Genomic DNA, 13751 nt, shown 5'->3' with positions numbered 1-13751 from the left:
ATTGCTTCACGCTTTTTTTCAATAAGAACTGTTTTTTAAATTGCAAGCAAGCGTAAACATCGATTATCTCCTTATGAATATTGTGCAGATTGAATTAATTTTCAAGCTTTTTTCAGCTTTTATTTGTGTGATGTTTTACCATAGCGCTGCTACATCTTTGTGAAAGGCAAATTGTGATTTATTTAAAGAAAGATCAGTGGTTTTCTAACATTCGAACTGACGTACTTGCAGGCTTAGTCGTAGGCTTAGCTTTGATTCCAGAGTCAATCGCATTTTCGGCGATAGCTGGCGTTGATCCTCAGGTAGGTCTGTATGCCTCATTCTGTATAGCTGTTACGATCGCCTTCTTTGGTGGTAGGACTGCTATGATTTCGGCTGCTACAGGTGCGATGGCGCTGCTGATGATCACTCTTGTTAAAGAACACGGATTACAATATTTATTGGCAGCTACGATTCTGACAGGTGTAATTCAAATTATCGCTGGATATCTCAAAGTCGCAAAACTCATGCGTTTTGTTTCCCAGTCAGTGGTCTATGGTTTCTTAAATGCTTTAGCGATTCTCATTTTTATCGCTCAATTTCCAGAAATTGCTCAAATGAATAGCTTAGGCTATATATTTTTAGCGATTGGTTTATTGGTCATTTACGCATTTCCCTATTTACCCAAAATCGGAAAAATCATACCATCGCCATTAGTGTGTATTATTGTACTCAGTGTATTGGCACTTCTACTTGGCGCTGACATGAGAACAGTTAGTGATTTAGGTGCATTCCCAGATACCTTGCCTGTATTTTTAGTTCCTGAAATTCCATTCAATCTCGACACTTTACTTATTATCTTACCGTACTCTCTCACGCTCGCCACAGTTGGTTTGCTTGAGACCATGATGACTACGACTGTGATTGATGAAATGACTGAGTCTGAAGGAGATCGTCATCAAGAATGTCGCGGTCAAGGGATCGCGAACATGGTAAGTGGCTTTATGGGGGGGATGGCTGGATGTGCAATGATCGGGCAATCCATCATCAATGTCAGCTCAGGTGCAAGAACAAGATTATCGACATTAGTGGCTGGTGTTTTTTTGCTATGTCTCGTGGTCTTCTTTAAAGATTGGTTGGCTTATATTCCTATGGCTGCTTTAGTCGCCATTATGATCATGGTCGCGTTCACGACATTTAATTGGGATTCAGTAAAAAATTTCCGCAAACATCCCGTGCAAAGTAATATTGTCATGCTTACTGTCGTGGTGATTGTTCTTGCAACACATAACCTTGCTCTAGGCGTATTGATTGGTGTAGTTCTGTCAGCCTTATTTCTCATTAATAAACTCGAGAGTGAAGTAAAAGTTCAATCTGAATTAGAAAATCACGTACGCTACTATACGGTGAAAGGTCAAATATTTTTCAGTAGCGCAGAAATTTTTTATGCATTTTTTGATTTCAAAGAAGATATCAAGCAAGTAGAAATAGATCTCAGCTATGCTCATATTTGGGACATCACTTCTGTCAATATGTTAGCGAATGTCGTGGCTAAATTTGAAGCGGAAGGGACTCAGGTACGTGTGATTGGTTTAAACCAAGCGAGCATAACATTGATAGAACGTATCTCAAATACTTAAAAAAAAAGAGCCAAATGGCTCTTTTTTTTACTGCTAAGTTTTAGGAATGATTTCTGCGTCTCCAACCAACCAAGGCTAACAGGCTTAATCCTAAAATGGATAGCCAGTTCAACGAACCACCACCTGACTTAGTGTCACGCTGTGGCTGCTCAGCATTTGTTGAGCTGTTAAGCTCTAAGTCGACAATCACTGGATCATGATCAGAAGATCTAAATGCATGATTTACATAAAAGAGCGACTTCTGCTCTGTAGTCTTAAATTCTTCGTTATAGTCTAGGTTCGTTGGCTCATCAGCGTTAATGTGCCATACAAATGCACGCTTAACCGCAGGAAAGAGCGAAGCATCAGCTAAAGCATGATCCAAATTACCTGCTCCACCAAATCCAGCTTTGTTACTGTCGACACCAAATACATAGGTATACGCCTGTTCGCCGAGCCCTACAACTTTGTCCGCCAGTACATTCGTATAATTAGCACGCTCTAAAGCCAAAATTGGATCTTCTTTTGCATAACTATTTAAATCACCAATCAAGAGCGTATTCGTATGACCTATAATTTGCGTTGGATTCTTTGCAATCCACTGCATAAGTTGTTGTACCGCTTTAACTCGTGTCGCATTCCAACACCCCTGACCATCACCTTGATCCGCATCAGCAGATTGATCATTTGAAGGACAACTTCCTTTAGACTTCAAATGATTCGGAATAACCGTAAAGATTTTACCGCCACTCACTGGTTGAAAACTTTGAGCAAGGGTCACTCGATTTCTTTGTGACTGGTCATCAAACACTGCAGCAGCGTTAACAGGTTTTACACGCTTACTGTTGTAAATAATCGCAACAGCAATCGCATCATCACCTAATCGATTTGAATTTGGCGGAGTGATATATTTCCACTCCGATCCAAGTGCTCGTGTTAAATATGCAATGGCACTATTTTCACCATAACCATTATTCGCAATTTCCATTAAACCAAATACATCAGCATCGATTTCTTTCATTGCACTGACTATTTTGGCATGTTGCTTCTCAAACTCAGCTTTGCTGCTAGCACCTCGCTCAGTTGGAAAACCATTTAAGCCATTGTCATAGTTCAAAACATTGAAAGCCACGACACGGGTTTGGTTTGAATTTTTCTGAATCATCGGTGGCCGCGGGTTGTTCGCTTTAATTTGGATTTGAGTACGACCTTGTACAGGTTGAATACGCCAAGAATTAAATCGATATTCTAGAATACCCTCAACAGCATTTAACTGATCACCTGCACGTAGGGTATTTAAAGCACTAAACTGACTTGGCAGTGTAGGCGTTAAATTTTGTGCATTATATCCATCATCAAGTTCAATTTTGGACAAAAGATTTTTTTGCGCCAATGCCGTTGCTTCTGCTGATTTAGCTGGATAAATATTGGTCGGCATAAACAAACGTCCTAGACTTAATGACAGTTGTCCGTAGCGACCATAATTGTAATTTTCACTTACCGTTAATGTTTGAGGTATTTTAACCAACATACCTTGATAACGCTTTGGCGCATGCCCTGAAGCGTTAGTTAAACTCTCAAATGGTAACTCGATTGATAATGGCGTTATCCAAGCACTTGCCGCTTGATTACAAGTTAAAATATTTTCGGATAAATTATCAATCTGTAACTGATTTTGATATTCAGTTAATCGACCTTTAAGAACGACTTCTTCTCCGACTTTTCCTCCTTTTATAGGACTTGAAGCAGGAGCATATACAAAAATCGCGTTAGTTAGATCGGGTTTTGCTTTGGCATCAGGGGTTTGGATATAGAAACCTGAGAATCCATTCGCATAACGATAATCCGCAGTAATCACCCCCTTCACAGTATAGTTTTGATTCTTAGCTGCTTGTGAGAGTTCAGCGATAGGTGTATTCGCAGAGTTACAACTTAGAGTCGTCGGAGATGGCTCTATTGGTTCATTTGTACTAATCGCTAAATACTGGTTAAAAGCATTGCGATCCGACCATTTAGCCCACTCTTTTTGAATTTCAAAGGGTGCAGATGGATCTATCGAAACGACATCATGTGTTTTCTTTGTACGTTCAAAGCTTAAACCGGTTGCCCAGTTTTGCTGTGTTCCAATCGCACCAAAACGGTCGACAGCCACATTGTTTTTATAGAGAACAATTGCATCATCGCCATTAAATGAAAGGTTAGCAGTTTGCTGAACAGCTTCACCCAATTCAGTTTTTAAATTTGAATGTCCAATTAAAAAGTGCTGCTGAGCTGTTAAAGTTCCTTGCAGCTTGACCGTCAAATTCGCAGTGGTTTGACCATTCGGAAATATTTTTAATTGATACGCGGATAAATCAACAACACCTCCATCTGGATTGTATAGTTCAATACCTTTCTTGTTGTTATTACCATCCACATACTGGCTGATCATGAGTTCAGCATACGACGTTGAACTAAATCCGATCAAACATAAAGATAATGTGAGTTTATTGAACACCCATTTGTTTAGCGTTATTTTATTCATTTTAAGTCTTATTCATTGTTCATATTATTTTCCAAGCCTAGTGTACAGGCATGACAAGTTGATGAACAATTCATGACATTTTGAAAAAGTTCATGAATAGATCGACAAATCATTGATAGCTACGTAGCGCTTTCAGGTAGAAAAAGGTTTGACTTAGGAGTCTCAGGTCTTAAAATACCGCATTCGAATTTTTTCTCATTTGCCAAAGTTATGTCGAACGATCAATTAGACCCGCAAGTTGTAGAATTAGACAACTTGAACGAGCATCGCGAAATTGTCACATTTATGCGCCGTTCATCTCCGTTGAATACTTCTCAACGAACTGCGCTTGAACAATATGGTCACTTAATTTTGGAATATCCTGTTGGTGATTTACGTCAGCAATTTGAGCATCCTGAACGTCCATTGACGGTTGAAATCGGTTTCGGTATGGGGCGCTCTCTTGTACTTATGGCAAAAGCCAATCCTGAACGCAATTATGTCGGCATTGAAGTACATGTTCCCGGCATTGCACAATGTGTATATGAAGCGGGTATGGCTGGTTTGACAAACTTACGTTTACTTGATGCGGATGCAATTCAAGTTTTGCGTGAAATGCCAGATAACAGTATCAATGCAATTCAACTTTATTTCCCCGATCCTTGGCAGAAAAAACGTCACCATAAACGTCGCTTCGTCTCACACGATCGTATGCCTTTAGTTGAAGAAAAACTTGAAATGGGTGGAACATTCCATGCTGCGACCGATTGGGAACCCTATGCAGAATGGATGTTAGATGTATTAGATAACCGCCCTCGTTTAGAAAATATGGCGGGTAAAGGTAACAGTTATCCTCGTCCTGACTGGCGTCCTCAAACTAAGTTTGAACGTCGTGGAATTGAAGAAGGCCATAAAATTAACGACTTCTTATTTAAAAAGATTCAATAATAAAAAAACAGGACTTAAGTCCTGTTTTTTTATTCTGATTGTCTTTTATAAATTTGATCACTCACCACACTATACACTTGGCTTAAATCCGTACGTCCAGCCTGCGCCAGCATCTCTTGATGCATATGGATAATGTTTTGATCACCACGCATCGCTGGACCAGTTTGCACCTGTTTTGGGGGATTTAAAGTCGCTTTTTTCGCAGTTTCCAAAATCAATGGGTACAATAAATTAAAATCGACTTTTTGTGCATCTACGAGCTGCTTAGCGACGTCATAGCAGTAGTTGGTAAAGTTACACGCGAAGACAGCTGCTAAATGCAAACTCAAGCGCTGTGTTGAGTCATATTGATAAACCTTTTGACTCAACTCTTTTGCCATTTGAGTCAAGGATGCTAAATCCTGGTCGCTCATCGCTTCAACAAATATTGGCGTACTCAACCAATCAATTTGACTTTCAAAGCTAAAGGTTTGTAGTGGATAGAACACACCTGCACGCTCATGATATTGCGTGATTTTAGAGATATGGGTACTGCCAGACGTATGTACAATTAAAGCCTGAGGAAGCTGTTTTGCAACTTTTTCAGCAACTTCTTCAATTGCCTTATCACTCACCACCAATAATGCAATATCAACAGTGTCTTCGAGATCTTCAATTGCATTGCATGGTCTAGCTCTTACTAAAGCCGCCAACAAATTGGCTTTAGATTGCTCTCGACTAAACACTTGGACAATCTCATGATGCTGACTCAATACCTGAGCCAAATGATGAGCTACGCGCCCTGCTCCAATCACACTAATACGCATATCGCTTCCACATATATTCTGTATACCTAAGCATGCCGATAAAAAAAGGACGAATCAATTCGCCCTTTTGCTATATTGTAATGAATTAATTAAACACATTGTTTAGGTACACAATTCTCTCATTGGTCTTTTGAATGAAACATTTAGAATATTGCATCTCAACATTCATTTGATTCATTTCATTGTCCCAATATTGATAATGTTGCTGATAAGTTTCGCGTTCTTTTTCTGGGATACTTTCAATTGACTTTTGAGAGACCACTTTACAATCCACGTCACGACGTTCGAACCATTCAGTTTGATCGCTCTTTAGCTGTTCTTTTTGTTCGCCGCTCAAATTATCCCAAGTTAAATTAAGTCGCTCGACAGCTCGTGCTTGCTCTTTATCTAAATCAGATTTTCTCAATTGCATGGCTTTGAGTGCCAAGGCCTTTTGTTTTTGTTGTACTGCCTCATATTCTTCGTAAGCTTTTGATTCATTCTGATTTGCTTTACGAAATGCTTCAAATTGAACAGCATATCTCGTCATACTTGCAGCAATATCTAACAATGCATTATCAGGTTGCACACTTAGCATTAAACCTTCTTTATCTGTCTTGGTAATCTCATAATTTAAAGTGCCTATGAGCTTATCTTGCCCATAACTGATATTGCCATGAACATCATTAATCCAATGTTGGAGCGTATAACTACCTTCGTCATGTTCACATTCATATTCGCAAGGTTTTTCAAGGTATGCATTTTCAGCACGACGTTGAAGCCCCTTCGTCAGGTGGATAACTAACTGGCTTGAACACGTCAGTTTGTTTGTTGCATTTGAAGGATCATTCGTTGTTGTAATCGACTTGAGTTCAAATCTAAGCGATGAGTTGATTTGGGAAAGTAATTTTAAATCTGACTCATACTGATGTGTTGCTTTTAAACGACGATCTAAAATGTTGTTATATTCCTGTTGCGCAAAGCGTTCAATTTCTTTGACATTCGTAGGAGAAGTACAACTCCAATCAGCAATTTCTACATTCTGTGAGGTGTCTTTGCTTTTCTTATTCAGATCACAACCTGCAACGAAGATGGTAGAGATAATCAAAGCCAATTTAATCTTATACGTCATTTTTTATACCGCATATTTATAATTTTGACATATTTAATCAAATAAAAAACAACAACTCCATCACATTTTTATTTTTTTAAAATTTGATGCGTAAAAGCTAACGCTCAACAACCCCGTTTAATCAATGCCTAACTTAGAGTGAAAATTTTTTGCTGTAATTCAGATGTTCGACTAATCGCCATATTTGTTTCGCAATTCAATCGAAAAACTTCAGGATTATCGGCGCCTTCACTATTTAATTTACATTCTAAATTACGCTTTTTTGCCCACAGTTCTTGCTCGTATTGTATTTTTTGGCGTGCTTGAAGTGAAGCTCTACTCCATACAGAATTTAGATCTTCATTGGCTTGATCTGATTTAAGTTGTGCTTCAGCAATAAGAATGGATTGATAATCATCTGATGTTTTATTTTGCTGATTTAAAAGTGCTTGTTTCTTTTGACGATCTAACACTAAAGCCGTCAAACGTGATGGTTTTAAGTGGGCATCTATTAGAACTTTTTGCATAAAACTGGTGAAATGTAGTGCATTCACCAATTGTACAGTTACTTCATGCTCTGAAATTCGTACACTATAATTTAACTCAGTAGAAATCTGATTGTTCTCAAAGTTTAATTGAGAAAGTGCAGCTGATTCTAAAACATTTGACTCTCGATTTAATGCGCGCGATACATCAGCATCCGTCAGATAATTTGATGGTAGTTCAGCAGTGACTCTTGCTGTACACATCGTCTGATCAGAGGATCTCATTTTCTTTATTTTATCAATGTTTTCAATTTTAAATTGAACTGGTTTCAAACTACGCTGTAAGAGTTGACCATCTATAATAACTTGATCATTTTCTATAATACTTTTGAGTTGAGTCGCTGAGATATTCGCGATGTCTTTATGGATGACTTGTTCGAGTTTTAATTGCACTTCAGGTTGATCACAACGATTAAAAGCATACATGATTGAATACACTTGTTGGCATCCTGACAATGCACCAACCATGCACAATGTGGTCAATGTTTTCATCCGAAGTTTCATGCTACTCCCCCAATCAAACTCAAGCTCTTGATACCAAACCTCATTGGTTTTGTTTTGATTCTTATTAAAGCTCTCAGTTAAATTTTATTAAAAAAATAAAGATCTTCATAAAATATATTGAATCATGAATTATTCAATCATCCAAAATAAAAAAGGCCGATATTAATCGACCTTTAAATGATTGAATTCACATTATTTTATGAAAGTACGAATTACCTTACCTTTGACTTTTTGATTAATCAACGGTGTATTTTTACCTTGAGAAATAATAGAAGATTTATCAAGTGTCCATTCCAAATCTGGATCAACCAGCACCCATCCAGCCTGTGCTTTCCATGTCTCAGTCATTTGTGCGACAGCAGCTGGCGCACTCGTTACTTTTTCAACCCACTCTAATGGACTAAATAAACCTTCTTCAATCAATTTGATTCCAAAAGGAACATACGAGTCAAACGCAGTAAAACCTGGCAAAGTCTCTGCAAAAGGTGCCATTTTTGCAGAACTACTGAGTGGTTCATGATGCGTACAAATCGCGTCAATCACTCCGGATTTTACCCCCTGACGAAGTAACTCTTTATCAGATTCTGAACGCAAAGGTGGACGTACATGTGCCAAGGAATTGAATCCATCAATTAAAGATTCCGTAAGATGTAACTGATGCATTGCAACATCACACGTGACTGGCAATCCTTTTTCCTTCGCGATACGTATTAACTCAACCGAAGCACCACAAGACAGTAATCCGAAGTGTGCGCGGACTTTTGTCGCCTCTATCATTAATAGATATTTTGCGATCGCGACCGTTTCTGCCAAAGCAGGAATCATTGGTAAACCTTGGCGTGAAGCAATAAAGCCTTCATGCACACAGCCATCTTTCGCAATTTGAGGCTCTTCAGCATAGAATACGACAGTTAAATTCAAACCTGCAGCATATTCAAGCGTACGAAGCACCACATCGTCATTCGCAAAAGGTGCATTTGCATTTGATACAGCAGTACAACCACCCTTTTTTAAACCCGCCATGTTGGCTGGTTGATTTCCTTGAAGCCCTTGTGTTTGTGCACCTATCACCTCAAGGTAAATCCCGCCATCTAACATGGCCTTTTCAACAAGACCATGAATTAAAGCGCCATTGTCCTGAACGATAGGTTTTGAATCTGGTGGGGTAAATACATGTAAAATGCCATTTTCACGTGCTGCTTTACCTTCAGATTTCAACGTTCCATGTTGTTGTTGACCTGGCTCTCGTAAACGTGCACACAAATCAACCATCGTTGGCATCAACCATTTGCCTTTCCCATCGATGCTTTCATGCACATCTGAAGTCGCTTCGATGCGTTTTCCATCTTGAATAAAAATAGTTTCTATTTGATCAGTTTGAGCAATTGGATCTAGGACGCGTACATTTTCGACTTTAACAATAGACATGACTGATTCCTTATACCGCAACTGCTTCAATTAAACCTTGTTCTTGTAACTGACCCTGCATCGCCAGCGCGAGAACTGCCATACGCACCGCAATACCATTGGTCACCTGATTCAAAATCACTGATTGAGGACCATCTGCAATACTTGAATCAATCTCAACACCACGATTCATCGGCCCTGGATGCATCACGATACAATCAGGTTTGGCCAAAGCCAAACGCTCTTTGTTCAAACCATACATTTTGTAAAATTCAGCTTGTGAAGATAATGCAGGTGAATCGATACGTTCATTTTGAATACGTAAAGTAATGATGACATCACAATCCTTAATCCCAGCTTCCATATTGTTAAATAGGCGAACACCTTCACCATATTCATCGAAGCCATAAGGAAGTAACGTATTCGGCGCAATCACACGAATATCTTTACAACCTAATGTTTGCAATGCAGCCACATCAGAACGTGCAACTCGTGAATGTTTAATATCCCCAATGATCGCAATGGAAATATCTTCAAATTTTTTATTGGTTTCACGGCGAATCGTAAGCATATCCAACATTGCTTGTGTTGGATGCGCATGACGTCCATCACCCGCGTTGATAATCGCAACAGTTGGACAAACATCCTTCGCAATAAAATGTGCAGCACCCGATGAAGAATGTCGAACCACAAAGATATCAGCCGCCATTGCTTCTAAATTCCACAGTGTATCTCTCAGTGTTTCGCCTTTAGAAGTACTTGAGCGAGCAATATCAATATTGAGCACGTTGGCAGAAAGACGTTTTGCCGCTGCTTCAAATGTCGTTCGTGTACGTGTCGAATTTTCGAAAAACAGGTTCATTACCGTTTTGCCTTCAAGCATATTATTGGTAATGAGCTGATTTTGGTCATTAAAAAAGGACTGTGCAGTGTCCAATATTTTTGTAAGAGTTTCTTTTGAAAGGCCTTCGATGGTGAGGAAGTGTTTGAGATTCCCATCTTGGTTGAGTTGAATCTGGCTCGGTGTATGCAATGCAGCGAAGTGCATGAGAGATTCCTTATACGTTAAGTCAACGTATTATACAGATTCTAAAATGATTTGGCAGTGACCCACACTGCAGCTGATCAATATCTAACTTAATCACGACTTATGAGGTTTAATAAAATTTTTCAAAAACTTAATTTAACCAAAAGCATCCCATTGAAATCTTCTAATTACCACAAAATTAGGCTCCTAACTCCTACATAAAATCTTGTTTATCTTTATTTTGATACATCTGTTCAATCAAATTTCCCTGAAATAGTGAGTTAGATTATAAAAATAGAAATTTTTAATAAATGATCCACTCATAGTTTTATGGATATGTTAAAAAATGAGTGAGACACATCTGTATAACAATCACGATTAAAAGACTTCCCATCACCCTATTCAAAATTCTTGCTCGATTTCCTACATTAAGAAACTGAGCCAATTTTTCCCCTGCATATCCCCAAAGCCATAAAGAGACATAGCAGACCATAAAATAAATCAAAACAAAAAGCGCTAAATAAACACTATTCTCTGAAGCTGAAAATAGAGCTGTACCTGAAACAGCGGCAATCCAAGCTTTTGGATTCAGCCACTGCATTAAAGCACCTTGCGTAAAATTTGGAATTTTCTCTAGATCTTGTTGATCCGTTTGAATTTTCTCGCCTTTAGCACTTAAAATATTCCAGCCAATCCAAACCAATAGAGCCGTTCCTAACAGCGCAATAGCATCCAAAAGAACCGGATACAATAAAATAATCTGATATAGACCAAAGCAAACTGCTGCAAGTAAAGCAGTAAATCCAATGGTAGCACCTGAAATAAAAGCAAAAGTTTTTCGAACACCAAAGTTCATACTGCTACTGAGAATAGTTAAATTAACAGGTCCAGGAGAGATAGACATCGCTAATGAAAAGGTAAACATAGAGAAAATTAAAGCCAGCATATTTTTTTATCTTTTAGTGTTTTTTAGTTTTATGGTGCTATATCAACCAGTTTCAATCAATCTTTTAAATTTAAATTATTTTTAAAATGGTTGGATCAACGCATTAAAGCAGTTTTAAAATCAAAAATAAGTTAAAATATACGATTGCTTTATTAGTCTTTGGGAATGTTCATGAATTCTAAACCTCGTCTTTCTACATATTGGGTTACCTGTGCAGATGGGCTTGAAACCTTACTTCAAGAAGAAATTGAAGGTTTAGGAGTACAAAACGTTGAACGTTTCCCTGGGCGATTGGTTTTCAAAGGTCAATTGGCTGATGCCTACCGGATTTGTATGTGGTCTCGTCTTGCATCACGTGTTTTGACGCCTATCCATACGTTTGAAGTTGAATTTACTCACGATGCACGCGATGTAGCTGAAGAACTCTACGAAGGTGCAAATAGTTTTGACTGGTCGCTTATTTTTGCACCTCAAAGTACATTTGCTGTGCGTTTACATGTTGAACGTGAGATCAAGGTCAATAGCCAATTCGCCACATTACGTGTAAAAGACGGTATCGTAGATTCCTTCATGGAGGCTGTCGGTAAGCGTCCAAGCATCGATATCAAACAACCAGAAATAACCATTTATGCTTTGGCTGGTAAAAAAGAACATACTTTCTGTTTAGATTTGTCTGGCGATTCATTGCATAAACGTGGCTATCGCCACTATATGACTGATGCACCGATCAAAGAAAACTTGGCAGCAGCCATTCTTCAACATGCAAAATTAATTGAAAAGAATCCAGATATTGTTCTTGATCCAATGTGTGGTTCAGGAACATTCATTATTGAAGCTTTAATGATGTTAACTGACCGCGCGCCTGGTTTAGTTCGTCGTTTCGGCTTTAATGGCTGGAATGGTCATGATCATGATCTTTGGATGCAAATTAAAGGTGAAGCTGCGGAACGTCACAAAGTTGCCTTAGAAAAACCGCTTCCAAAATTCTATGCCTTTGACGCAGATTGGGAAGCAGTAAAAGCAACCAAAAATAATATCCGCGCTGCAGGATTTGAGGCATTGCTCGATCAAATTCAAATTGAAGAGCGCACCCTTTCTGATTGGCCAGATTTTAAGGCAGAAGGTAAATCTGTGGTCGTTGTCACTAACCCACCTTATGGTGAGCGTCTTGGTGATAAAGGCTCTAGCCGTTCGTTCTATCTTGGTCTATCTGGCTTACTTCAAAAGAACTTTGCCAACCAAACTGCCGCAGTTATTGCAGCTCAAATTGAACAAGCAGACGTGTTAGCATTTAGCGAAACTCAAACACTTCGCTTAATGAATGGTAAGCTACCTATTTATATTCGCTCAGGTAAGATTAAGCCACCTGTTGTGACACAACCTTTCTTAGCCAATTGGCAACCACTTCAATTCGATAAAATTGAAGGTGCTGAAGATTTTACAAATCGCCTGCAAAAGAATATGCAGAATTTGAAAAAATGGGCAGTAAAAGAAAATATCTATTGTTTGCGAATTTATGATGCTGATCTACCAGACTTCAATGTCGCCGTAGATCTATATGGTGACCGATTGCATGTTCAAGAATATGCCCCACCAAAATCAATCGATCCTGAAAAAGCGAAAAAACGTTTTAATCTTGCTTTACAAGCAATCCGTGCTGTCACAGGTTTAGGTCGCGATGCCATTTTTATCAAGACTCGTGCTCGTCAGGAAGGTAAAAACCAATACACTAAACAAAGTACTGCCTCTAAACGCTTTATCGTTCAAGAAGGCAAAGCGAAAATTTTGGTTAACCTCACAGATTATTTAGATACTGGTCTTTTCCTCGACCATCGCCAAATTCGCTTACGCATCGCTGCTGAAGCAAAAGGTAAACATTTCCTTAATCTATACAGTTATACCTCAACTGCGAGTTTACATGCTGCGTTAGGTGGTGCTGCGAGCACGACCAGTGTCGACCTTTCAAATACTTATTTGAACTGGTCTAAAGAAAACTTTGTCTTAAATGGTTTAACGGTTGATCATGCTGACCAACAACACCAGTTCTTTGCCAGTGATTGTTTTGAATGGTTAAAAGAAGGTCATGAACAATATGACTTAATCTTTATCGATCCGCCAACGTTCTCGAACTCTAAAAAATTCCATGGTACGTTTGACGTTCAACGTGATCACTTATCCCTGATTAAGCGTGCAATGAATCGTTTAACCACTGGTGGTACACTGTATTTCTCAAATAACTATCGTGGTTTTGAATTAGACGACGAAATCAAAGCATTTTATGACATTGAAGAACTCACCCATGAAACAATTGGTCTAGACTTTAAACGTAATACTAAAATTCACCGTTCATGGAAAATTACACATCTTCAAACCTAAT

At 38.7% G+C, this 13751-nt stretch carries 10 protein-coding genes; 3 read left to right on the top strand and 7 right to left on the bottom strand.

Annotation, left to right across the window (positions count from 1 at the left end):
* Positions 1–173 precede the first annotated feature (173 nt).
* Complete coding sequence (locus tag BMW42_RS01465) at positions 174–1619, top strand: SulP family inorganic anion transporter (RefSeq protein WP_092766134.1); 1446 nt, start codon at positions 174–176, stop codon at positions 1617–1619.
* A gap of 40 nt (positions 1620–1659) precedes the next feature.
* Here the strand turns inward: BMW42_RS01465 and BMW42_RS01460 are convergent, their stop codons facing one another.
* Positions 1660–4122 (bottom strand): ExeM/NucH family extracellular endonuclease, encoded by a 2463-nt coding sequence (locus tag BMW42_RS01460; RefSeq protein WP_092766133.1) that lies wholly within the window; start codon positions 4120–4122, stop codon positions 1660–1662.
* 210 nt (positions 4123–4332) lie between these two features.
* Here BMW42_RS01460 and trmB point away from each other — a divergent pair, with 210 nt between their 5' ends.
* Complete coding sequence (gene trmB / locus BMW42_RS01455) at positions 4333–5049, top strand: tRNA (guanosine(46)-N7)-methyltransferase TrmB (protein WP_035265903.1); 717 nt, start codon at positions 4333–4335, stop codon at positions 5047–5049.
* Positions 5050–5078: 29 nt separating this feature from the next.
* On the opposite strand, the gene BMW42_RS01450 is transcribed toward trmB, so the two are convergent.
* From BMW42_RS01450 to BMW42_RS01425, 6 genes are all read right to left on the bottom strand, one after another.
* Complete coding sequence (locus BMW42_RS01450; protein WP_092766132.1) at positions 5079–5855, bottom strand: Rossmann-like and DUF2520 domain-containing protein; 777 nt, start codon at positions 5853–5855, stop codon at positions 5079–5081.
* A gap of 85 nt (positions 5856–5940) precedes the next feature.
* Positions 5941–6966 carry a DUF1311 domain-containing protein gene (locus BMW42_RS01445; protein ID WP_092766131.1) on the bottom strand — a complete coding sequence of 342 codons (1026 nt, stop codon included), beginning with the start codon at positions 6964–6966 and terminating at the stop codon, positions 5941–5943.
* Between the two features lie 128 nt (positions 6967–7094).
* Complete coding sequence (locus BMW42_RS01440) at positions 7095–7994, bottom strand: lysozyme inhibitor LprI family protein (RefSeq protein ID WP_143047386.1); 900 nt, start codon at positions 7992–7994, stop codon at positions 7095–7097.
* Between the two features lie 192 nt (positions 7995–8186).
* On the bottom strand, positions 8187–9422 hold the full coding sequence (locus BMW42_RS01435) for a dihydroorotase (protein WP_092766129.1): 1236 nt from the start codon (positions 9420–9422) through the stop codon (positions 8187–8189).
* Positions 9423–9432: 10 nt separating this feature from the next.
* Positions 9433–10449 (bottom strand): aspartate carbamoyltransferase catalytic subunit, encoded by a 1017-nt coding sequence (locus tag BMW42_RS01430; RefSeq protein WP_092766128.1) that lies wholly within the window; start codon positions 10447–10449, stop codon positions 9433–9435.
* A 307-nt stretch (positions 10450–10756) separates the two neighbouring features.
* A complete protein-coding gene (locus BMW42_RS01425) occupies positions 10757–11374 on the bottom strand; it encodes a LysE family translocator (protein ID WP_092766127.1) in 618 nt (205 codons plus the stop codon).
* A 171-nt stretch (positions 11375–11545) separates the two neighbouring features.
* On the opposite strand from BMW42_RS01425, the gene rlmKL reads away from it, so the two are divergent.
* Positions 11546–13750 (top strand): bifunctional 23S rRNA (guanine(2069)-N(7))-methyltransferase RlmK/23S rRNA (guanine(2445)-N(2))-methyltransferase RlmL, encoded by a 2205-nt coding sequence (rlmKL, locus tag BMW42_RS01420; RefSeq protein ID WP_092766126.1) that lies wholly within the window; start codon positions 11546–11548, stop codon positions 13748–13750.
* Position 13751 lies beyond the last annotated feature (1 nt).

Source organism: Acinetobacter sp. DSM 11652 (assembly GCF_900109815.1).
In the GTDB taxonomy this organism is placed as follows: Bacteria; Pseudomonadota; Gammaproteobacteria; order Pseudomonadales; family Moraxellaceae; genus Acinetobacter.
This window is presented reverse-complemented; position numbering and strand designations above follow the sequence as displayed.

Bases quoted from the DNA above. Each gene is read 5' to 3' on its own strand.
- BMW42_RS01460 (WP_092766133.1), bottom strand. From the start codon at position 4,122: ATGAATAAAATAACGCTAAACAAATGGGTGTTCAATAAACTCACATTA.
- trmB (WP_035265903.1), top strand. From the start codon at position 4,333: ATGTCGAACGATCAATTAGACCCGCAAGTTGTAGAATTAGACAACTTG.
- BMW42_RS01450 (WP_092766132.1), bottom strand. From the start codon at position 5,855: ATGCGTATTAGTGTGATTGGAGCAGGGCGCGTAGCTCATCATTTGGCT.
- BMW42_RS01445 (WP_092766131.1), bottom strand. From the start codon at position 6,966: ATGACGTATAAGATTAAATTGGCTTTGATTATCTCTACCATCTTCGTT.
- BMW42_RS01440 (WP_143047386.1), bottom strand. From the start codon at position 7,994: ATGAAACTTCGGATGAAAACATTGACCACATTGTGCATGGTTGGTGCA.
- BMW42_RS01435 (WP_092766129.1), bottom strand. From the start codon at position 9,422: ATGTCTATTGTTAAAGTCGAAAATGTACGCGTCCTAGATCCAATTGCT.
- BMW42_RS01430 (WP_092766128.1), bottom strand. From the start codon at position 10,449: ATGCACTTCGCTGCATTGCATACACCGAGCCAGATTCAACTCAACCAA.
- BMW42_RS01425 (WP_092766127.1), bottom strand. From the start codon at position 11,374: ATGCTGGCTTTAATTTTCTCTATGTTTACCTTTTCATTAGCGATGTCT.
- rlmKL (WP_092766126.1), top strand. From the start codon at position 11,546: ATGAATTCTAAACCTCGTCTTTCTACATATTGGGTTACCTGTGCAGAT.